This window comes from Lysobacter sp. Root916 (assembly GCF_001429785.1).
In the GTDB taxonomy this organism is placed as follows: Bacteria; Pseudomonadota; Gammaproteobacteria; order Xanthomonadales; family Xanthomonadaceae; genus Lysobacter.
Genome location: NZ_LMJF01000014.1, coordinates 157,171 through 176,596 on the forward strand (window position 1 = coordinate 157,171; position 19,426 = coordinate 176,596).

Sequence of the window (19,426 nt, forward strand, 5' to 3'; positions counted from 1 at the left end):
AGCCACGCACGTCACCAAATGCGCACGACGGCCGCCATGCGCGCACGGCGCCGGCGGCGGCTTTCGCGAGCGGCGCCTAGGCCGGTTCGTCGGGAATCAAGGCGCTTTCCAGACGCGCGATGCAGTCCTTCAACCACAGCTTGCGCTTCTTCAAACGCTTGACCGTGAGTTCGTCGGCATCGGTGTCCTGGGCCAGGCGATCGATGGCTGCGTCCAGGTCGCGATGTTCCAGCCGTAGCTCGGCCAGCTTGCGTGCTATTTCGGCGGGATCGTCGCTTTCGATCATGCGCTGAGCTTAACGCGCGGCGATGGCGTCGCCATATGTCCGTCGCTCATCGCCTTACGCGCCGCCCTCCGCGCGCCGCATCGGATGCGTAAAACCGCCACACCCGTAGCACCCGAGCGGCACGCGGCCGACGCCTGTCCGCCGACTGAATAGTAAAAATTTCGTTCATATTTAGTTATAAGATCGTTTGCCTATCCTGCAACCGCGGATCGCCCGCGCACCTAAGGAGAGGTCGATGGATCGGTTTTCGAATCGCTGGGTTCTGATATCCGCTTTCGCGTTGCTCGCCTGCGCCTCGCCGCTGGCCCTGGCCAAGAACGTGGTCATCCAGGGCGAACGCGGCACCCGCTGGTGTTGTCCGGACGGCAAGAAGGGCCCGGACTGCAAGCAATTCCCGGCCGGCGTTCCGCTGGGCGCCGACTGCAAGCTCAATATCGTGATCGCCCCCGACCCCAGCATCACCCCGACCCAGGCGCCCGTGCGCGACAGCCACGAGCTGACGCTGAAGCCGGTGGCGGAGGAGAGCCCGGCCCCGGTTAGCGGCAAGGAAGTACCCGCGCGCAAATGATCGCTCCCGCCGACCGCCCCGCAGAACGGGCGGCGGCTTTCGGCGGCAGGCGTCGGTTTTGCCGCCACGACGGCGCGGTCCACCGCGCCGTTCGTTTGGGCGCGGACCGGTCGCGGCCCAGGCTCGGATCGCAGCCGCCCCATGGCTGCCCGTAGAATGGACGGTCTGATGAGCACGATCCTGCCCCTAGCCGAACCCCAGCGCCACGTCCGCGCCGACCAGCGCCGCGGCCACGAACATCAGCGCCTGGGCAAACGCCTGCGCCACCAGGTCGGCCGCGCGATCGCCGATTTCGGCATGATCGAGGACGGCGACAAGGTCATGGTCTGCCTGTCCGGCGGCAAGGACAGCTACACCCTGCTGGACATCCTGCTGCAGTTGCAGAAGAAGGCGCCGGTCCGGTTCGAACTGGTGGCGGTGAACCTGGACCAGAAGCAGCCCGATTTCCCCGAGCACGTGCTGCCGGCCTACCTGGAATCGGTGGGCGTGCCTTACAAGATCCTCGAGCAGGACACCTACTCGGTGGTGACCCGGGTGGTGCCCGAAGGCAAGACCATGTGCTCGCTGTGCTCGCGCCTGCGTCGCGGCGCCCTGTACACCTACGCCGAGCAGGAAGGCTTCACCAAGATCGCGCTGGGCCACCACCGCGACGACCTGGTCGCGACCTTCTTCCTCAACCTGTTCTTCCACGCCAAGCTCAGCGGCATGCCGCCCAAGCTGCTGTCCGACGACGGCAAGCACGTGGTGATCCGTCCGCTGGCTTACGTGCGCGAGGACGACATCGCGCAATACGCCGCGGCGCGCGAATTTCCGATCATCCCTTGCAATCTGTGCGGCTCGCAGGAGAACCTGCAACGCAAGCAGGTCAAGAAGATGATGGACGCCTGGGAACGCGACACCCCGGGCCGGATCGAGACCATCGCCCGCGCCCTGGGCGATATCCGCCCTTCGCAACTGTCCGATCCCAAGCTGTTCGATTTTCTCGCCCTGGGCCGCCTCGGCCAGTTGCCGCTGCCGGACGCGCATGCATGGCTGGCCGGCGAACCGCACGAACAGGAAACGGGCACCGAGCCTGCGGCCATGTAAGACCCGGCCGCGGCTCCGCCCCGTTCCCCTTCCTCACTTTTCGGGACTTCGATGTTCTTTCGCAATCTGACGCTGTTCCGCTTCCCGACCACCACCAAACTCGACGAACTCGAAGCCGGCCTGGAGGAGTGCAAACTCAAGCCGGTCGGCCCGCTAGAGTTGTCCTCGCGCGGCTTCATCTCGCCGTTCGGGCGCGACGCCGAGGCCATGTCCAACCGCATCCAGGACGCGATCTGGGTCAGCGTCGGCGGCGAGGACCGGCTGTTGCCGGGCTCGGTGGTCAACGACATGCTGGCCAAGAAGCTGGCCGAGATCGAGCAGAAGGAAGGCCGCAAGCCCGGCAGCCGCACCCGCAAGCGGCTCAAGGACGAGTTGATCGTCGACCTGCTGCCGCGCGCCTTCATCAAGCCCAGCCGCACCGACGCCCTGCTCGATCTGGAGCACGGCATCGTCGTGGTCGACACCTCCAGCCGCAAGAGCGGCGAGAACGTGGTCAGCGAGATCCGGCGCGCGCTCGGCAGTTTCCCGGCCCTGCCCTTGAACGCCGAAGTCGCGCCGCGCTCGATCCTGACCGGCTGGCTCGCCGGCGAACCGCTGCCCGAAGGCCTGACCCTGGGCGAGGAATGCGAGCTGCGCGACCCGATGGAACAGGGCGCGGTGGTCAAATGCCAACGCATGGAGCTGCAGGGCGACGAGATCAACAAGCACCTGGAAACCGGCAAACAGGTCACGCGCCTGGCGCTGAACCTGGACGACCACGTGTCGTTCGTGCTCGGCGAAGACCTGGTGATCCGCAAGTTCAAGCTGCTCGACGGCGCGGTGGACACCCTGGAGAACACCGAGCGCGACGACCTGCGCGCCGAACTCGACGCGCGCTTCGCGCTGATGAGCGGCGAGGTCAAGCGCTTGTTCAATGTGCTGGAGCCGGCGTTGAAGTTGAGCAAGGCCGAGGCTTGATGGGTTGAGCCTGTGGTGAGGCCGGCCCGCGCGCTGAACTTCCGCCGCAGGCGCTGCCCTCATACGCCCTACGGGCACCTTCTCCCGCCAGCGGGAGAAGGGACTGCAAACCTCGCATTGCGCTTACGCCTTCCATCGCGCCTACGCGTTAACCCCTCTCCCGCTCGCGGGAGAGGGGTTGGGGTGAGGGCCGGCTCGAGCATTGAACCTCAACCGCAGGCGCTGCCCTCATCCGCCCTACGGGCACCTTCTCCCGCCAGCGGGAGAAGGGACTGCAAACCTCCCATCGCGCTTACGCCTTCCAGCACGCTTACGCCTTCCATCGCGCCYACGCGTTAGCCCCTCTCCCGCTCGCGGGAGAGGGGTTGGGGTGAGGGCCGGCTCGCGYATTGAACCTCCACCGCAGGCGCTGCCCTCATMCGCCCTACGGGCACCTTCTCCCGCCAGCGGGAGAAGGGACTGCAAACCTCCTATCGCGCTTGCGCCTTCCAGCACGCTTACGCCTTCCATCGTGCCTACGCTTTAGCCCCTCTCCCGCTCGCGGGAGAGGGGTTGGGGTGAGGGCCGCACCCCGCCCCGCAACCGTCATCCCCGCGCGCTATCCTCTTCGCATGGCGGACTTCCACCCATGACCAGCCTGCTGCGCCTGCTCACCGGCCAGTCGCGTCCGGTCGCGCGCGGCGTCGAGCGCGAAACGATCACCGTCGTGCTCGACGACGGCCGCAGCGTCGAACTGTTGCGCGTGCGCGATCCGCGCGCGCGCCGGCTCAAGCTCAGCGTCGACGAACGCGGCGCGCGCCTGACCTTGCCGATGCGGGCCAGCGATCGCGCCGGCGAGCGCTTCGTGCGCGAGCACGGCGCCTGGCTGGCCGCGCAGTTGGACAGCACCCGCAGCGAGCACGCCGCGCTGCAGCCGCATGTGGATGCGCAACTGCCGCTGCGCGGCGAGCTGCGGCCGCTGCGCTGGAGCGTCGGCCGCTACCTGCGCATCGCCGAGGACGCCGACGGCGCCATCGCCATCGTCGCGCCCGAGGCGGTCGCACCGGCCGCGCTGCGCCGCGCGCTACGCGATTTCTACGAAGCCCAGGCCCGCGCCGACATCGGCCGCTGGCTGCCGAAATACCTGCAGGGTCTGCCGCGCGCGCCCGCGCGCATCCGCCTGCGGGTGATGTCCTCGCAATGGGGCTCGCTGTCGCCCGACGGCGCGCTGTCGCTGGACCTGGCGCTGGTGCTGGCGCCGCCGGCCGCGTTCGAATACGTGCTGGTGCACGAGCTGTGCCACCTGATCCATGCCGACCACTCGCGCGCGTTCTGGCGCGAAGTCGAAGCGCGCTGTCCGCGCTGGCGCGACCAGCGCGAGTATTTCCGCGCCGAGGGCCGTCCCCTGAAGGCGACGTTGAACGCGCTGTGCGGCAAGACCTGACCGCCCCGGCGCTGGGGTAGGAGCGGCGTAAGCCGCGACCGCGCAGCTTCGGACCGGATCGCGGGCCGCCGAAATCGCGGCTTACGCCGCTCCCACAGGAAGCAGGCCGCACCTTAAAGCGGCCGGGTCAGGAAATCGCCGATCGCGGCGGCGACCGCGGCGGGGTCTTCCATGTGCAGATGATGCCCGCCGGGCACGGCTACGCTTTCGCCGTGACGCAGCAGCGCGAGGCGCGCGTTGCGCAGCTCGGCGTTGAAGTACTGGAACGCGGGCTCGACGTAGATCACTCGCGTCGGGCACGCGATGGACGCGATCACGTCGCCGACCTGGGCTTCGGTCATGCGCACCGCGGTGGCCAGGGTCAGGCGCGGATCGCTGCGCCAGACGTAGCCGCCGGCCGCATCGTCGGCGTAGCGGCCGGCCGGCACCGGCGCGATGCCACGCTCCACCAGCAGCCGCGCCACCGGTTCGCTCAGGCCGTTGGCCTGCATGCGCGCGCGCACCGCGGTGGCGATGTCGCCGAACACCCGCAGTTGCTTGCCCGACAGCGCGGCCTGATCAGCGAAAGCCTCGCGCAGACGCGCGGCGGTGCGGGTTTCGGCTTCGGACAAGCCGCCCAGGGCCTCGATCAGTTGCAGGCGCTCGATCCGTCGCGGCGCCGCGGCGGCCATCAAGCTGGCGGTCGCGCCGCCCATCGAATGACCGAGCAGGGCGAAACGGTCCCAGCCCAGCGCGTCGGCGACCGCGAATGCGGCACGCGCGGCGGCGATCAGGGTGTATTCGGCGGCCGGCGGCAGGTGCGCGCTGACGCCGTGCCCGGGCAGATCCGGAGCGACCAGGTCGAAACCGGCCAGATGCGGCGCCAGCGGCACGAAACTGGCCGCGTTGTCGAGCCAGCCGTGCAGGGCGAGCAGGCGCGGCGCGCCGTGCACGTTGTTGCGCAAGCCGCCGAGGCGGCCGAACGGCGTGTCGACGACGAACTCGCGCAGCGCCGGCGCGGCCGGATTGCCGTCGCCGCTCACGTCCAGCGCTCCAACTGCTCGCGCGCGATCGTCGCCAGCGCGGCCGCATGCGCGGGGCTGTCGTTGAGGCAGGGGATGTAGCGCAGCTCGCCGCCGCGATGGGCGAACTCCTCGGCCAGCATCATCGCCACCTCTTCCAGCGTCTCCAGGCAGTCCACCGCGAAACCCGGCGCGACCACGTCGACGCGGCGCACGCCGCGTGCGGCCAGCGCTTCCAACGTGCTGGTGGTGGCCGGCTCCAGCCAGCGCTCGCGCCCGAAGCGCGACTGGTAGCTCAGGGTCCAGGCGTCGTCGGCCAGGCCCAGCGCCTGCGCGATCGCGCGCGCGCTGGCCTCGCATTGCTGCGGATAGGGATCGCCCTGGTCGGCCAGACGCTGGGGCAGGCCGTGGAAGGAGAACAGCAGGTGCTCGCCGGCGCCTTTGGCCTCGCGGTGGGCGCGCACCGAGTCGGCCACCGCGGCGACCCAGTCCGGGCTGCGGTAGTAGTCGTCGACCATGCGCGTGGTCGGGCCTTCGCCGCGCGCGATCACGTCGGCCACCGAGGCCGAGGTCGAAGTCGAGTACTGCGGATACAGCGGCAGCACCAGCAGCCGGCGCACGCCATCGGCGCGCAGCTGCTGCAGGCTGCGACGCAGCGAGGGCTCGCCGTAGCGCATCGCATCGAGCACGCGCGCTTGCGGCAGTTCGCGCTGCAGCGCGCGCGCCAGGCGGCGGGTGTACACGGCCAGCGGCGAACCGCCGTCCTCGCCGGGGATCCAGATGCTGGCGTACTTGTGCGCGACCCGCGACGAGCGCAGCGGCAGGATCGCGAAGTGCAGCAAGGGGCACCACAGCCAGCGAGTCAGGCTGACCACGCGGCGGTCGTGCAGGAACTCGGCCAGATAACGGCGCACCGCGGCGGCGGTCGGCGCCTGCGGCGTACCGAGATTGACCAGCAGCACGGCGGTGTCGGGCGCGGCTCCGGAAACGGAGGCGGCGTGGGTGTCGGAGGTCGCGGGGGCGATGCTGGCGTCGGCGGGCATGCCTATAGGATGACAGCACCGGCGCGGCCGGGCAGCATGCGCGGGTCGCGTCGCCCGCTGGCGACGGTTCCGTGGCGATTCATCGCCGCGTCACTAGCCTGAACCCTGGCGCGCTCGCGCGGTCGAACGCTGCGTCCGTCCGCCTTCCCCGCATTCCCCCGCCGGAGTCCGTCCATGTCCCGTCCGTCGCGTCTCGCCGTCCTCGTGCTCAGCCTGAGCTTCGCCGCATCCGCCGTCGCCGGCCCCGATGAGGACGCCCGTGCGCGCAACGCGGTACGCGTGCTCGGCGACATCCAGCAGATTCCGGAGTCGGCAATTCCCGACAAGCTGTTCGACGAGGCGCGCGCGATAGTCGTGGTGCCCGACACGCTCAAGATCGGCCTGGTGGTGGGCGGCCGCCGCGGCCATGGTCTGGTCTCGGTCAAGAATCCCGACGGCACCTGGTCCAACCCCAGCTTCGTCAAGCTCACCGGCGGCAGCGTCGGCTTCCAGGCCGGCGTGCAGTCCTCCGACATCGTGCTGGTGTTCCGCGGCGAGCGCGGCCTGGATTCGATCGTCAACGGCAAGGTCACCCTGGGCGCCGATGCCGGCGTCGCCGCCGGTCCGGTCGGGCGCAGCGCCGCGGCCGCCACCGACGGCCAGCTCAAGGCCGAGATCTGGTCCTGGTCGCGCGCGCGCGGCCTGTTCGCGGGCGTGGCGCTGGACGGCGCGGTGCTGCAGATCGACGACCAGGCCAACCAGGTCGTGTACGGCAACGGCACCACCCCGCGCATGATCTTCGAAGGCCGTTCGGCGCAGGCGCCGTCGGAGGCGGTGGTCGATTTCCGCGACCGCCTGGAGGAAGCCAGCGCGACCGCGCGCGCCAACCGTCAGGAAGAACCGCGTCCGGCCACCGGCGCCACCGTCTACCCCTCGACCCCGGCCGCCGCCGCACCGGCTGCGCCCGTGGCCCAGCCGGCTGCGCCGACCGAACCGGTCAACGATCCCAACCAGCCCAAGGTCGAGCCGCTGCCCTAAGCGCCGCGGCGGCCCATTCAGGCCCACCATGCCTGCGGTCACGGGTTCCGTAACAAGGCTTGCGGTATCCTCAGCGTCCCAACTCTGGCGGAATCACACATGGGCGGTTTGAGTCTTTGGCACTGGCTGATCGTGCTGGTGATCGTGGTGCTGGTGTTCGGCACCAAGCGCCTGAAGAACGTGGGCCAGGACCTCGGCGAAGCGGTGAAGGGCTTCAAGAAGGGCGTGCAGGACGAAGACAAGCCGGCCGCGCAGCTCCCCGACGAAACCCGGCGCGACGACGCCAACGCGCAGACGCGCAACGACGAACAAACCCCGCGCTGATACGCCTTTAGCGTTCCCCACGGCGGTCTCAAGGGCGTTCCCGGCGCGCGGTCATGTTCGACATCGGCTTTTCCGAAATCTTCGTCATCGCGGTCGTGGCCCTGCTGGTGCTCGGCCCCGAGCGACTGCCCAAGGCCGCGCGCTTCGCCGGTCTGTGGGTGCGGCGCGCGCGCGCGCAGTGGTATTCGGTGAAGTCCGAGCTAGAAAACGAGTTGGCCGACGAGGAACTGCGCCGCAGCCTGCGCCAGACCCAGGCCGATCTGCGCGAGGCACAGGAAAGCCTGCGCAACCAGATCCACGACAGCCGCGACACCGTCCAGCGCGAATTGCGCGACGCCGAACGCAGCGTCGACGCCTTGAACGACGCTCCGGCCTCCACGCCGACCGCCGAGCCGACCGCGCTCCCCGCCGCCTCCACCGCATCGGTCCAAGACGATGAGCGACGCTGACCCGCGCGCCGCCGCGTCGGCCGAGGACGAGGCCGCCGCCGAACCGCGCCTGCTCGATCATCTGATCGAACTGCGCGCGCGCCTGCTGCGCGCGGTGGTCGGCCTGCTGATCGTGTTCCTGGCGCTGATGCCGTTCGCCTCGGAGATCTTCTCCGCACTGGCCGGCCCGCTGCTGGGCAAGCTGCCGGCGTCGGGCAAGCTGATCGCCGCCGATCCGGCCGGCGGCTTCTTCGTCCCGGTCAAGCTGGCGTTCTTCACCGCGCTGTTCGCGACCGTGCCCTGGCTGCTCTACCAGGCCTGGGCCTTCGTCGCGCCCGGCCTGTACAAGCGCGAGAAGCGCCTGGCCCTGCCCTTGCTGGCCTCGGCGGTGACGCTGTTCTACGCCGGCTGCGCTTTCGCCTATTTCCTGGTGCTGCCGGCGGTGTTCGGCTTCCTGGTCAAGTTCACCCCGTCCGTGGTCGCGATGACGCCGGACATCGGCAAGTACCTGGACTTCGTGCTGGTGATCTTCCTGGCCTTCGGCGCCAGCTTCGAGCTGCCGGTGGCGCTGGTGATCCTGGTCCTGCTGGGCTGGGTCACGCCGCAGCAGTTGCGCGAGGCGCGCGGCTACGCGGTGGTCGGCATCTTCGTGATCGCCGCCGTGATCACCCCGCCGGACGTGGTCTCGCAGCTGATGCTGGCGATCCCGATGTGCGTGCTCTACGAGCTGGGCATCGTCGCCGCCAGCTGGATCAAACCGCGCGAAGCCGCCGAGAGTTGATCCCGCCGTAAGGCTTTGGGGTAGGAGCGGCGTGAGCCGCGACCGCGCCACCACCACCCGCCCGCAATCGCCACACTCGGCAAAGCCGCGCCCGCGGAGCGCGCATCCGCGCGCCCGTACCGCCTTCCCGCGTCACCGGCGAGACGCTGCGATGCAGGCACGCCGCTGACGCGATTGCTGCAATGCACAATAATGCGATACCCCTCACTGCCTCGGACCCGTCATGCCCGACTCCGGCATCCCGACGTCGCCCACGCTGTCGCCGCGCCAGATCGGACTGATCCTGTTCGCCCTGGCGATGGGCGGCTTCGCCATCGGCACCAGCGAGTTCGTGGTGATGGGCCTGATGCCCGACATCGCGCGCGGCCTGGCGGTGACCGAGCCGCAGGTCGGCCATGTGATCAGCGCCTATGCGCTGGGCGTGGTGGTGGGCGCGCCGCTGCTGGCGATCCTGGGCGCGCGCCTGCGCAGACGTTCGCTGCTGCTGGCGCTGATGGCGTTCTACGCGCTGGGCAATGTCGCCAGCGCGTTGGCGCCGAACTATCCGACCATGCTGCTGTTCCGTTTCATCGCCGGCCTGCCGCACGGCGCCTATTTCGGCGTCGCGGCGTTGGTGGCCGCGGCGATCAGCCCGCCCGAGCAGCGCGGCGTCGCGGTCAGCCGGCCGTTGCTGGGTCTGGCGATCGCGCTGCTGATCGGCAACCCCTTCGCGACCTGGCTGGGCCAGGCGCTGGATTGGCGCTACGCCTTCGGCCTGGTCACCGCGATCGCGGTGCTGACCGTGGTGCTGGTCGCGCGCCTGCTGCCGCCGGATCCGGCCGAGCCGCGCCAGGACCCGATCCGCGAACTGCGCGACTTCAATCGCGCGCCGGTGTGGCTGACCCTGGGCATAGGCGCGATCGGTTTCGCCGGCATGTTCTGCGTGTTCGGTTACTTGGCCCCGACCCTGATCCACGTCACCGGCGTGCCCGAGTCGTGGACGCCGTTCGCGCTGATCGCGTTCGGCATCGGCGGCATCCTGGGCAATCTCGCCGGCGGCTGGCTGTTCGACCGCCTGCAGTTCCGCGCCGCGGCGGCGGTGCTGCTGTGGTCGACGCTGGTGTTGCTGCTGTTCCCGATCGCTTCGCAATCGATGTGGACGATCCTGCCTGCGGTGATCGCGGTCGGCACCATGGGCGCGCTGGCGCCGGTGCTGCAGGCCCATCTGATGGACGTGGCGGCCGACGCCCAGACCCTGGCCGCGGCCTCCAACCACTCCGCTTTCAACGCCGCCAACGCGCTCGGCCCGTGGCTGGGCGGCATGGCCATCACCGCAGGCTACGGCTGGACCTCGACCGGTTACATCGGCGCCGCGACCGCGGTGGCGGGCCTGCTGATCTATCTGTGGGCGCGTCGCGATCTGCGGCGCGCGGCGCCGTTGGAGTCGCCGGCCTGAGCGGCAGGTGATCCGGCGGCGCGGCCGCGAGCGGCCACGCGGCGAGGCTCAGGCCTCGATATGGCCGTTACTGGCCTGCGGCACCGGCTTCGCGGTGGGCGCATCCTCGTCGCCGAACGTATCGCGCCAGGCCAGATAGCTGCCGCCGACCAGCACCACCAGGATGGCGGCGCCGAAGCCGGCGTAAAGCACCACCGACAACAAAGCGCCCAGCAGGGGATGGATCAAGCTGCCGATCAGGGCCGCCAGCAGTCCGAGAATGCCGACGATCAGCGCGGCGACCAGCGTGCCGGCCATGAACAGGCCGCCGGCCAGCAGATTGGCGGCGACGTTGGACACCGAGGCGCGCAGGCTGGCCTTGACCGCGTCGACCAGGCCGGTGCCCGAGAACAGGATCAGCGGAATGCACAGCAGCAGCAGGGTGTAGGTGAAGTAGTTGAAGAGCAGCTGCACCGCCATCATCAGGCCCGGATGGTTGGGCTCGGGCATCACCGGCGTACCGCCGCTCATCACCGTGCGCATCGCGGTCATGTAGTCGGTCCAGTAGTCGTCGCCGGCCAACACCACCACCAGCAGAATGCTCAACGCGGCCAGCACGATCTGAATCACCCCCAGCATGGCCAGCGGGCCGGCCTTGCGCAGACGGAACGGCGCGAACAGATCGCGCGCGCGCACCGGCCGTCCGGCCTCGGCTTCGCGGATGACGTGCATGAGACCGCCGAGCAGAATCGGCAGCACGAACACCAGCATCAGGAACAGCGGCACCATCGTGGTCAGCATCCGCGCGGGATCCGGCGCGCCCGTGGCGGCGTCGCGGATGCCCGCGGCGAACGGCAGTACGAACAACAGGGCGAGCGTGTACAACGTGGCGATGAACAACAGCGCCGCACCGAACACCGCACGCGGGTTGCGCGCGCCGATATTGACCGCCTGCACCAGCCATTGGACGCCCTGGCTGAGCGGCACCTTGCGAATCTGCGTCATTCCGATCTGTTCCCCGGCCCTATGGCCTGTAGTTGCCGCATGCGTTCCGAACCCTCGCCGCCGCCTCAGCGGCCGTGCAAGCCGCGCGCGTGATGCACGAACCGGCGCAGCACGCGGCGCGCGTGCGGCGTGGCGGTGATGTTGCCGGCGATGGTCTTCGGGCAATGCCCTTCGCGCTGCAGCGCGACTTTGCGCGCCTGCACATAGCCGCGCATGTGGGTGGCGCTGAATTCGGGATGGAACTGCACACCCCAGGCGCGATCGCCCCAGCGGAAGGCGTGGCAGGCGTCGTGCGGCGAGCGCGCCAGCACGGTCGCGCCGTCGGGCGCGCGCAGCACGGTCTGCAGATGCGTGGCCTGGGCCTCGAAACGCGCGGGCAGGCCGCCGAACAGCGGATCCTCGCTGGCCTGCGCGTGCAGCTCCAGCGCGATCGTGCCCATCTCGCGGCCCTGCGGGTGATCGCCGACCTCGCCGCCCAGCGCATGCGCGAGCAGCTGGTGGCCGTAGCAGATGCCCAGCAACGGCATACCCGCGTGCGCGGCCTCGCGCAGCCAGGCCGCGCTGCGTTCGCTCCACTCGGCGCGGTCGGTGACCATGGCGCCGGAGCCGGTGACGATGGTGCCGGCGAAGCCCTCGCGCGTCGGCAGCGGCTCGCCGGCCTCGACGTTGACCGTCACCGCCTGGTCGCGCTCCAGACCCGCGGCCACGCGGATCCAATGCGGAAAGCCGCGGTGGCGGCGCATCGTGGCGACCGGCTGACCGGTCTCGAGGATCAAGAAGGGGGCGCTGTTCATTCCTGCGGGGGCAATACCGATACGACTTCGGGAATTGTAGTCAATCCCAAGGCCACCTTTTCGGCCGCGGCCACCCGCAGCGAACGCACGCCCTCGGCGGCGGCGGCGCGGTTGAAGGCGGCCAGGTCCAGGTCGGGCCGGATCATCCGGCGCAGGGCGGGCGTGATCGGCAGCAGTTCGTACAGGCCGACCCGGCCCAGGTAGCCGGTGCGGCGGCACTCCAGGCAGCCGACCGGGGCCTGGGCGCCGGCGCCGGAGGGCGGCGCCTGACCGATGCCCAGCAGGGTCTGCCATTCGGCCTCGCCCAGCGGGCCGGGACGCTTGCAGTGCGGGCACAGGGTGCGCACCAGGCGCTGCGCGAGCACGCCGTTGAGCGTGGATGCGACCAGATAGTGCGGCACGCCCAGGTCGAGCAGGCGGGTGATCGCCGAGGCGGCGTCGTTGGTGTGCAGGGTCGACAGCACCAGGTGGCCGGTCAGCGCGGCCTGCACCGCCATCTGCGCGGTCTCCAGGTCGCGGATCTCGCCGATCATGATGATGTCGGGATCCTGGCGCAGCAGGGTGCGCACGCCGCTGGCGAAGTCCAGGTCGATCGACGGCTGGACCTGCATCTGGTTGAACTCGGGCGCGATCATTTCGATCGGGTCCTCGACGCTGCACACGTTCACGTCCGGCGTCGCCAGCTGCTTGAGCGTGGAGTACAGGGTGGTGGTCTTGCCCGAGCCGGTCGGCCCGGTGACCAGCACGATGCCGTGCGGGCGCTGCACCAGGTCGTTCCAGCCGGCCGATTCCTGGGCGCTGAAACCCAGTTGATCGATCGACTTGAGCGCGGTGTCGGGATCGAACAGTCGCGCCACGCACTTCTCGCCGAACGCGGTGGGCATGGTCGACAAACGCATTTCGACCTCGCGCCCGCCCGGCGAACGCGTCTTGATGCGGCCGTCCTGCGGGCGCCGGCGCTCGGCCAGGTCCATGCGCCCCAGCACCTTGATGCGGCTGACCACCGCGTTCATCACCGGCGGCGGCATCTCGAACACCTTGTGCATCACGCCGTCGATGCGGAAACGCACCCGGCCGATGTCGCGGCGCGGTTCCAGATGGATGTCGGACGCGCGCTGCTCGTTGGCGTACTGCAGCAGCCAGTCGACGATGTGGACGATGTGGTGGTCGTCGGCGCCGACCTCGCCGACCCGGCCCAGCTCGACCAGCTGCTCGAAACTGGGCATGCCGGTGTTCTGTTCGCGATTGCCGTCGCGGGCCCCGCGCACCGAGCGCGTCACCCCGAAGAACTCCATGGTGTAGCGATGCAGGTCCAGCGGATTGACCACCGCCAGCTCGATCTCGCGCCGGGTCAGGTGGCGCACGTCGGGCAGCCAGTCCAGGTCGTTGGGCTCGCTGGTCGCGATCAGCACGCGGTCGGCGCTGACCGCCAGCGGCAGGATCCGGTGCCGGCGCGCATAGGCGTGCGAGACCACCGCGGTCGCGGCCGGCACGTCCACGCGGGTCGGGTCGATGCGCAGGTAGCGCAGGCCGGTGACCTGGGCCAGCCACTCGCTCAAGCGCTCCAGGCCCAGATCGGTGCCCGGGGTCTGGCCGGAGGCGAGTTTGAGGTTGGCGATCAGCACCAGCGGGTGCACGTCGCTGGCGTGGCGGGCGCCGGCCGGCAGTTGCACGCGCTTGACGTCGTCTGGGCCGATCAGGCCGTCCTCGGCCAGGGCCGCGGCCACCCGCTCCAGGCTCAACCGGCCCGGCGGCAGACGCGGCGCGCCGCGACCGGGCGCGGCCGTGGATTCGGAACCTTGCCGATATTCCACCGGGTACCGCTCCTGCCTGCTCAGACATCATGGGGGCGGCCGCTATACTAGCGCGCCCCGTGCAGGGCACTCTTTGAACATGTCTGCGAAATCGCCAGCGACAGGGACGAACGCACCCACGTTCCAGCAGCTCATTCAGCGCCTGAACGCCTATTGGGCCGATCGGGGCTGCGTGCTGATCCAGCCTCTCGACCTGGAAGTCGGTGCCGGCACCTTCCATCCGGCCACGTTCCTGCGCGCGCTGGGCCCGGAGCCGTGGAATGCGGCCTACGTGCAGCCCTGCCGCCGTCCCACCGACGGCCGCTACGGCGAAAACCCCAACCGCCTGCAGCGCTACTACCAGTACCAGGTGGCGATGAAGCCCAGCCCCGACAACATCGTCGAGCTGTACTTCGATTCGCTCAAGGCGTTGGGCGTGGATCCGCTGGTGCACGACCTGCGCCTGGTCGAGGACAACTGGGAATCGCCGACGCTGGGCGCCTGGGGCCTGGGCTGGGAAGTGTGGCTCAACGGCATGGAAGTGACCCAGTTCACTTATTTCCAGCAGGCCGGCGGTCTGGAGTGCCGCCCGGTGCTGGGCGAGATCACCTACGGTCTCGAGCGCCTGTGCATGTACCTGCAGAACGTCGACAACGTGTTCGACCTGGTCTGGACCTATGGCCCGGATGGCACGCCGGTGACCTACCGCGACGTCTACCACCAGAACGAAGTCGAGCAGAGCGCCTACAACTTCGAGCATGCCGACGTGGATGAGCTGTTCCACCGCTTCGACGCCTGCGAGCGCGAAGCGATCAAGCTGATCGAACTCGGCCTGCCGTTGCCGGCTTACGACCAGGTCTGCAAGGCCAGCCATTCCTTCAACCTGCTCGATGCGCGCCGCGCGATCAGCGTGACCGAGCGCCAGCGCTACATCCTGCGCGTGCGCCGCATCGCCCAGGGCGTGGCCGAGGCCTATCACGCGCAACGCGAAAAGCTGGGTTTCCCCGGCTTGAAGCGCGGCGATGCGCAGGAGGCCGCGTGATGTCCAACGCCACCTCCCTGCAGCCGCTGCTGATCGAATTGGGCACCGAGGAACTGCCGGTCAAGGCCCTGCCCGGCCTGGCCCAAGCCTTCTTCGACGGCGTGATCGACGGCCTGGCCAAGCGCGGCATCGCCTTCGACCGCAACGGCGCCAAGCCGCTGTACACGCCGCGTCGCCTGGCCGTGCTGCTGCCCGGCGTCGCCGTGGAGCAGCCCGAGCAGAAGTCGGAAGTACTGGGCCCTTATCTCAACATCGCGCTCGACGCCGACGGCCAGCCGACCAAGGCCCTGCAGGGCTTCGCCGCCAAGGCCGGCATCGACTGGACCCAGCTGGAGAAGACCAGCGACAACAAGGGCGAGCGTTTCGTCCACCGCGCGATCAAGCCCGGCGCGCAGACACGCGACCTGCTGCAGGACGTGATCCGCGACGCGCTCGCGGCCATGCCGATTCCCAAGCCGATGCGCTGGGGCGATCACGACTACGGTTTCGCGCGTCCCGCCCATTGGCTGGTGGTGCTGTTGGGCAAGGACGTGGTCGAGGCCGAAGTGCTGGGCGTGCGCAGCGACCGCATGAGCCGCGGCCACCGCTTCATGCACGACAAGCCGGTGTGGTTCAGCACCGCGACCGATTACGTCGAGTCCTTGCGCGGCGCCAAGGTATTGGTCGATCCGGACGAGCGCCGCGAGCGCATCGTGCTGGAAGTCCAGAACGCCGCCCGCGTCGGCGGCGGCAGCGCGCGCATCGACGATGGCATCCTGGAGGAGGTCAACGGCCTGACCGAATGGCCCAAGGCGATCGCCTGCGGCTTCGAGGCCGAGTTCCTGGCGGTGCCGCAGGAAGCGCTGATCGCGACCATGGAAGCGAATCAGAAGTTCTTCCCGGTGCTGGATGCCGGCGGCAAGCTCAGCGAGCGCTTCGTCGGCATCGCCAACATCGAAAGCCGCGACGAGTCGGAAGTGCGCAAGGGCTACGAGCGCGTGATCCGTCCGCGCTTCGCCGACGCCAAGTTCTTCTTTGTCGAGGACATGAAGCAAGGCCTGGGCTCGATGAACGAGGGCCTGAAGACGGTCAAGTACCAGGACAAGCTGGGCACCGTCGCCGACAAGGTCGCGCGCGTGGCCGCGCTGGCCGAAGCGGTGGCCGAGGCCGCGGGCGTCGATCCCGCGCTCGCGCGCCGCGCGGCGGAACTGTCCAAGGCCGACCTGCAGTCGCGCCTGGTCAACGAGTTCCCGGAACTGCAGGGCATCGCCGGCCGCTACTACGCCGCGGTCGAGAACGAGCCGCTGGAACTGGCCGCCGCGCTCGACGAAGCCTACATGCCGCGCTTCGCCGGCGACGCGATCGCGCCGTCCAAGCTGGGCCAGGTGCTGGCGATCGCCGAGCGTCTGGACACCCTGGCCGGCGGCTTCGCCGCGGGCCTGAAACCGACCGGCAACAAGGACCCGTTCGCGCTGCGGCGTAATGCCTTGGCGCTGGCGCGCACCCTGATCGAGGGCGTCCTCGATCTGGACCTGCTGCGCTCGCTGGACAGCGGCCACAACGGCGCCACCGAGGCGATCGCGCGCAACGAACTGCTGAGCAAGGACGATGGCAAGCGTAGCGGGGCGCCCAAGAGCGACGCCCGCAGCGCCGCCGAGCAGATCGCCGAGCTGCAGGACTTCGTCTACGACCGCCTGCGCGGCTACTACGCCGACAAGGGCGTGCCCGCGCAGCAGTTCGAAGCGGTGTCGGCGCTGCGTCTGGGGTCGCTGGTCGATCTCGACCGTCGCCTCAAGGCCATCGCCGAGTTCGCCAAGCTGCCCGAGGCCGAAGCCCTGGCCGCGGCCAACAAGCGCATCCGCAACATCCTCAAGAAGGTCGAAGGCGAACTGCCGACCGCGATCGATCCGGCGCTGTTCGCCGAGAACGCCGAGCGCGAGCTGGCCGAGGCGGTGGATGCCGCCGTCGCCGACACCGATCCGCTGCTCGCGCAGCGCGACTACGTCGCCGTGCTCGGCCGCCTCGCGCGCCTGCGCCCGCAAGTGGACGCGTTCTTCGATGGCGTGATGGTCAACGTCGACGACCCGGCCGTGCGCAACAACCGCCTGGCCCTGCTCAAGCGTTTGTCGGACCGCCTTGGCAGCGTCGCGGCGATCGAGCATTTGTCGATCTGATCCGCAACTCGTCCGAGTCGCGCTCTTGATGCAAGCCCTTTGATGAAAGGGCAAGCGAATCTGCTGCCCCCTTGAAAAAAGGGGGCGGCGGGCGCGCAGCGCACGCGGGGGATTTGCTGTTGCTGTTGCTCTCACGCTTAGAAGCAAATCCCCCCTAGCCCCCCTTTTCCAAAGGGGGGAGGCAAATGCAAAGGGGTGTGGGCGTGCATTCGATGCGCCTGCACATTGCATCACACGCGCTTAACACGATGCTCGGCCGCCACGCGCGCGCAAGCAATGCCCGTCTTCGTTGGTTATCCTGCCCGCATGCCCCCGTTCCCCCGCCTCGCCCTCGCCGCCGCCCTGACCCTTGGTGCCGCCGGCGTGGCCCAGGCCGCCACCGTGACGTCGGTGGAAATACGCGGGCTGGACGAGCCCATGACGATCAACGTGCGCACCTCGTTGTCGTTGGTGGACGCGATCGGCAAGGACCTGTCGGGCCGGCGTCTGGGCTATCTGTTGCGCGAGGCCGAGAACGAGACCCGCGAAGCGCTGGAACCGTTCGGCTATTACTCGCCCACCATCCAGGTCGAGGACACCCGCAGCGGCGGCAGCGCACGCGGTCCGGGCGCGACGCCCGCGGCCGACGCCGACGCGCCCACGAATGCCGAGGCCGCCGCCAACGCCGAACCGAGCCCCGCCGACTCCGCCGTCGCCACGCCCAGTGAAGCTATCGCGCGCGCTGAGCGTGCCAACGCGAACAGGCCGGCCACGCCCGACCCCAACGATCCCAACGCGCCGGCGCCGCGCTCCAACGCCAAGGTCGTCGTGGTCATCACGGTGGACAAGGGCGAACCGGTACGCGTGCGCCGCTCCGACGTGGCCATCCTCGGCGCCGGCAGCGAGGACCGTTACCTCAAGGAAGACCTGGCCGCGTTCAAGCCCGACGTCGGCGAGGTGTTCAATCACGCGATCTACGAGGCGGCCAAGACCAAGATCACCCGCCGCCTGGCCGAGCGCGGTTACTTCGATGCCGACTTCACCTCGCGCCGGGTCGAGGTCACGCGCGCCGAGCGCGCCGCCGACGTCGACCTGGTCTGGAGCAGCGGCGATCGCTACGACATGGGCCCGATCACGTTCGAGCAGACGCCCAAGCGCATCATCCGCGATAGCCTGCTCGACAAGCTGGTGTACTGGGAACAGGGCAGCTACTACCACCAGGGCAAGCTCGACCGCTTCCGCGAATCGTTGGCGCGGTTGGATTATTTCGCCAGCATCGACATCGAGCCGCAGCCGGAAAACGCGGTCAACGGCGAAGTGCCGGTCAAGGTCACCCTGACCCCGGCCAAGCGCAGCATCTACACCGCCGGCCTGAGCTTTGGCACCGACAGCGGCGCCGGCGTGCGCATGGGCGTGGAGCGCCGCTACGTCAACGATCGCGGCCACAAGGCGCTGGCTCAGGTCGACTGGGCCGAGAAGCGCAAGACCGCGACTCTGCAGTACCGCATTCCGGCGTTCACCTGGCTGGACGGCTGGTACACCTTCAGCGCCCAGCTCGCCGACGAACAGACCGACTACATCGACTCGCGCCGCATCGAGATCGTCGCCAGCCGCAGCGGCCAGATCGACCGCCACTGGAACGCGACCGCGTCCGTGCACGTGCTGCGCGAGCGCTGGGCCTACGCGATCGACGACGACGACGACGCCAGCACCCCGGTCGACTATCGCAGCGCCACTTTCACCTATCCCTCGCTGCGCGCCGAATACGTCAACGCCGACGACCGCATCTATCCGCGCAATGCCTTCGGTGCGACCGTGATGCTGCGCGGCGGCGTCGAGGGCGCCGGTTCCGACGCCAGCTTCGCCCAGGCCCATGCCAGCGCGCGCTGGTACCGCGGCATGGGCGCGCGCAGCCGTCTGATCGCGCGCGGCGAGCTCGGCCACACCTTCACCGACGCCCTGATCGACATGCCGCCCAGCCTGCGTTTCTTCGCCGGCGGCGATCGCAGCATCCGCGGCTATGCCTGGCGCGAAGTCGGCCCGCGCATTCCGGGCAACGACGGCAAGCAGTACGCCCTGGGCGCGAAGAACGTCGCCACCGGCAGCCTGGAGTTCGAGCAGTACTTCAACGACAGCTGGGGCGCGGCGGTGTTCGTGGACAGCGGCAGCGCGTTCGACGGCACGCCCGACTGGCGCACCGGCGTCGGCGTCGGCCTGCGCTGGCGTTCGCCGGTGGGGCCGCTGCGCGTGGACATCGCGCGCGGCATCAACGATCCGGATTCGGGTTTCCAGCTCTACCTCAACATCGGCGCCGATCTCTGACGCGCCGCGC

The 19,426-nt window shown here is 69.5% G+C and carries 17 protein-coding genes and 1 pseudogene; 12 read left to right on the forward strand and 6 right to left on the reverse strand.

What is annotated here, in order from left to right; translation table 11 throughout:
- Positions 1 to 76: 76 nt before the first annotated feature.
- On the reverse strand, positions 77 to 283 hold the full coding sequence (locus ASE35_RS15525) for a DUF465 domain-containing protein (RefSeq protein ID WP_056179808.1): 207 nt from the start codon (positions 281 to 283) through the stop codon (positions 77 to 79).
- Between the two features lie 238 nt (positions 284 to 521).
- On the opposite strand from ASE35_RS15525, the gene ASE35_RS15530 reads away from it, so the two are divergent.
- The 4 genes from ASE35_RS15530 (at position 522) to ASE35_RS15545 (ending at position 4,320) form a co-directional block, all read left to right on the forward strand.
- A complete protein-coding gene (locus tag ASE35_RS15530) occupies positions 522 to 854 on the forward strand; it encodes a hypothetical protein (protein WP_057164422.1) in 333 nt (110 codons plus the stop codon).
- 156 nt (positions 855 to 1,010) lie between these two features.
- A complete protein-coding gene (ttcA, locus tag ASE35_RS15535; protein ID WP_056177635.1) occupies positions 1,011 to 1,940 on the forward strand; it encodes a tRNA 2-thiocytidine(32) synthetase TtcA in 930 nt (309 codons plus the stop codon).
- Positions 1,941 to 1,991: 51 nt separating this feature from the next.
- Positions 1,992 to 2,897, forward strand: a complete 906-nt coding sequence (locus ASE35_RS15540; protein WP_056177633.1) for a recombination-associated protein RdgC — start codon at positions 1,992 to 1,994, stop codon at positions 2,895 to 2,897.
- A 628-nt stretch (positions 2,898 to 3,525) separates the two neighbouring features.
- Positions 3,526 to 4,320, forward strand: coding sequence for a SprT family zinc-dependent metalloprotease (locus ASE35_RS15545; protein WP_057164423.1), 795 nt, complete (start codon positions 3,526 to 3,528; stop codon positions 4,318 to 4,320).
- Positions 4,321 to 4,433: 113 nt separating this feature from the next.
- On the opposite strand, the gene ASE35_RS15550 is transcribed toward ASE35_RS15545, so the two are convergent.
- Complete coding sequence (locus ASE35_RS15550) at positions 4,434 to 5,309, reverse strand: alpha/beta hydrolase (protein WP_057164540.1); 876 nt, start codon at positions 5,307 to 5,309, stop codon at positions 4,434 to 4,436.
- A 29-nt stretch (positions 5,310 to 5,338) separates the two neighbouring features.
- Positions 5,339 to 6,364 carry a ferrochelatase gene (gene hemH, locus ASE35_RS15555; RefSeq protein ID WP_082611310.1) on the reverse strand — a complete coding sequence of 342 codons (1,026 nt, stop codon included), beginning with the start codon at positions 6,362 to 6,364 and terminating at the stop codon, positions 5,339 to 5,341.
- Positions 6,365 to 6,538: 174 nt separating this feature from the next.
- Here hemH and ASE35_RS15560 point away from each other — a divergent pair, with 174 nt between their 5' ends.
- The 5 genes and pseudogenes from ASE35_RS15560 (at position 6,539) to ASE35_RS15580 (ending at position 10,349) form a co-directional block, all read left to right on the forward strand.
- On the forward strand, positions 6,539 to 7,381 hold the full coding sequence (locus ASE35_RS15560) for a lipid-binding SYLF domain-containing protein (RefSeq protein WP_082576422.1): 843 nt from the start codon (positions 6,539 to 6,541) through the stop codon (positions 7,379 to 7,381).
- A 99-nt stretch (positions 7,382 to 7,480) separates the two neighbouring features.
- Entirely contained in the window at positions 7,481 to 7,705 is a 225-nt protein-coding gene (tatA, locus tag ASE35_RS15565) for a Sec-independent protein translocase subunit TatA (RefSeq protein WP_056177630.1), read from the forward strand.
- Positions 7,706 to 7,758: 53 nt separating this feature from the next.
- Positions 7,759 to 7,995: pseudogene (gene tatB / locus ASE35_RS22095) on the forward strand (Sec-independent protein translocase protein TatB); the annotation flags it as partial.
- 145 nt (positions 7,996 to 8,140) lie between these two features.
- Positions 8,141 to 8,914 (forward strand): twin-arginine translocase subunit TatC, encoded by a 774-nt coding sequence (tatC, locus tag ASE35_RS15575; protein WP_056177626.1) that lies wholly within the window; start codon positions 8,141 to 8,143, stop codon positions 8,912 to 8,914.
- A 223-nt stretch (positions 8,915 to 9,137) separates the two neighbouring features.
- A complete protein-coding gene (locus tag ASE35_RS15580) occupies positions 9,138 to 10,349 on the forward strand; it encodes an MFS transporter (RefSeq protein ID WP_057164424.1) in 1,212 nt (403 codons plus the stop codon).
- A gap of 48 nt (positions 10,350 to 10,397) precedes the next feature.
- Here ASE35_RS15580 and ASE35_RS15585 read toward each other — a convergent pair whose 3' ends face one another.
- The 3 genes from ASE35_RS15585 to ASE35_RS15595 all read right to left on the reverse strand — a co-directional run bounded on the left by ASE35_RS15585 (position 10,398) and on the right by ASE35_RS15595 (position 13,941).
- Positions 10,398 to 11,333 carry a hypothetical protein gene (locus tag ASE35_RS15585; protein WP_057164425.1) on the reverse strand — a complete coding sequence of 312 codons (936 nt, stop codon included), beginning with the start codon at positions 11,331 to 11,333 and terminating at the stop codon, positions 10,398 to 10,400.
- A gap of 65 nt (positions 11,334 to 11,398) precedes the next feature.
- A complete protein-coding gene (locus ASE35_RS15590; RefSeq protein ID WP_056177620.1) occupies positions 11,399 to 12,127 on the reverse strand; it encodes a glutamine amidotransferase in 729 nt (242 codons plus the stop codon).
- Positions 12,124 to 13,941, reverse strand: a complete 1,818-nt coding sequence (locus tag ASE35_RS15595; RefSeq protein ID WP_057164426.1) for a GspE/PulE family protein — start codon at positions 13,939 to 13,941, stop codon at positions 12,124 to 12,126. Before ASE35_RS15595 ends, ASE35_RS15590 begins: the two co-directional genes overlap by 4 nt.
- Before the next feature lie 79 nt (positions 13,942 to 14,020).
- Between ASE35_RS15595 and glyQ the strand changes: the two genes are divergently transcribed.
- The 3 genes from glyQ to ASE35_RS15610 all read left to right on the forward strand — a co-directional run bounded on the left by glyQ (position 14,021) and on the right by ASE35_RS15610 (position 19,416).
- Positions 14,021 to 14,962: a glycine--tRNA ligase subunit alpha gene (glyQ, locus tag ASE35_RS15600; protein WP_057160058.1), complete on the forward strand. Its 942-nt coding sequence runs from the start codon at positions 14,021 to 14,023 to the stop codon at positions 14,960 to 14,962.
- The gene (gene glyS / locus ASE35_RS15605) at positions 14,962 to 17,115 is read left to right on the forward strand and encodes a glycine--tRNA ligase subunit beta (RefSeq protein ID WP_056177615.1); all 2,154 of its coding nucleotides are present in this window, start codon (positions 14,962 to 14,964) and stop codon (positions 17,113 to 17,115) included. The genes glyQ and glyS overlap by 1 nt, the downstream gene beginning before the upstream one ends.
- 306 nt (positions 17,116 to 17,421) lie before the next feature.
- Positions 17,422 to 19,416 carry an outer membrane protein assembly factor gene (locus ASE35_RS15610; protein WP_057164427.1) on the forward strand — a complete coding sequence of 665 codons (1,995 nt, stop codon included), beginning with the start codon at positions 17,422 to 17,424 and terminating at the stop codon, positions 19,414 to 19,416.
- Positions 19,417 to 19,426: the final 10 nt, after the last annotated feature.

Coding starts and splice junctions, on each gene's coding strand:
- ASE35_RS15530 (WP_057164422.1), top strand. CDS start 522: ATGGATCGGTTTTCGAATCGCTGGGTTCTGATATCCGCTTTCGCGTTG.
- ttcA (WP_056177635.1), top strand. CDS start 1,011: ATGGACGGTCTGATGAGCACGATCCTGCCCCTAGCCGAACCCCAGCGC.
- ASE35_RS15540 (WP_056177633.1), top strand. CDS start 1,992: ATGTTCTTTCGCAATCTGACGCTGTTCCGCTTCCCGACCACCACCAAA.
- ASE35_RS15545 (WP_057164423.1), top strand. CDS start 3,526: ATGACCAGCCTGCTGCGCCTGCTCACCGGCCAGTCGCGTCCGGTCGCG.
- hemH (WP_082611310.1), bottom strand. CDS start 6,364: ATGCCCGCCGACGCCAGCATCGCCCCCGCGACCTCCGACACCCACGCC.
- ASE35_RS15560 (WP_082576422.1), top strand. CDS start 6,539: ATGTCCCGTCCGTCGCGTCTCGCCGTCCTCGTGCTCAGCCTGAGCTTC.
- tatA (WP_056177630.1), top strand. CDS start 7,481: ATGGGCGGTTTGAGTCTTTGGCACTGGCTGATCGTGCTGGTGATCGTG.
- tatC (WP_056177626.1), top strand. CDS start 8,141: ATGAGCGACGCTGACCCGCGCGCCGCCGCGTCGGCCGAGGACGAGGCC.
- ASE35_RS15580 (WP_057164424.1), top strand. CDS start 9,138: ATGCCCGACTCCGGCATCCCGACGTCGCCCACGCTGTCGCCGCGCCAG.
- ASE35_RS15585 (WP_057164425.1), bottom strand. CDS start 11,333: ATGACGCAGATTCGCAAGGTGCCGCTCAGCCAGGGCGTCCAATGGCTG.
- ASE35_RS15590 (WP_056177620.1), bottom strand. CDS start 12,127: ATGAACAGCGCCCCCTTCTTGATCCTCGAGACCGGTCAGCCGGTCGCC.
- glyQ (WP_057160058.1), top strand. CDS start 14,021: ATGTCTGCGAAATCGCCAGCGACAGGGACGAACGCACCCACGTTCCAG.
- glyS (WP_056177615.1), top strand. CDS start 14,962: ATGTCCAACGCCACCTCCCTGCAGCCGCTGCTGATCGAATTGGGCACC.
- ASE35_RS15610 (WP_057164427.1), top strand. CDS start 17,422: ATGCCCCCGTTCCCCCGCCTCGCCCTCGCCGCCGCCCTGACCCTTGGT.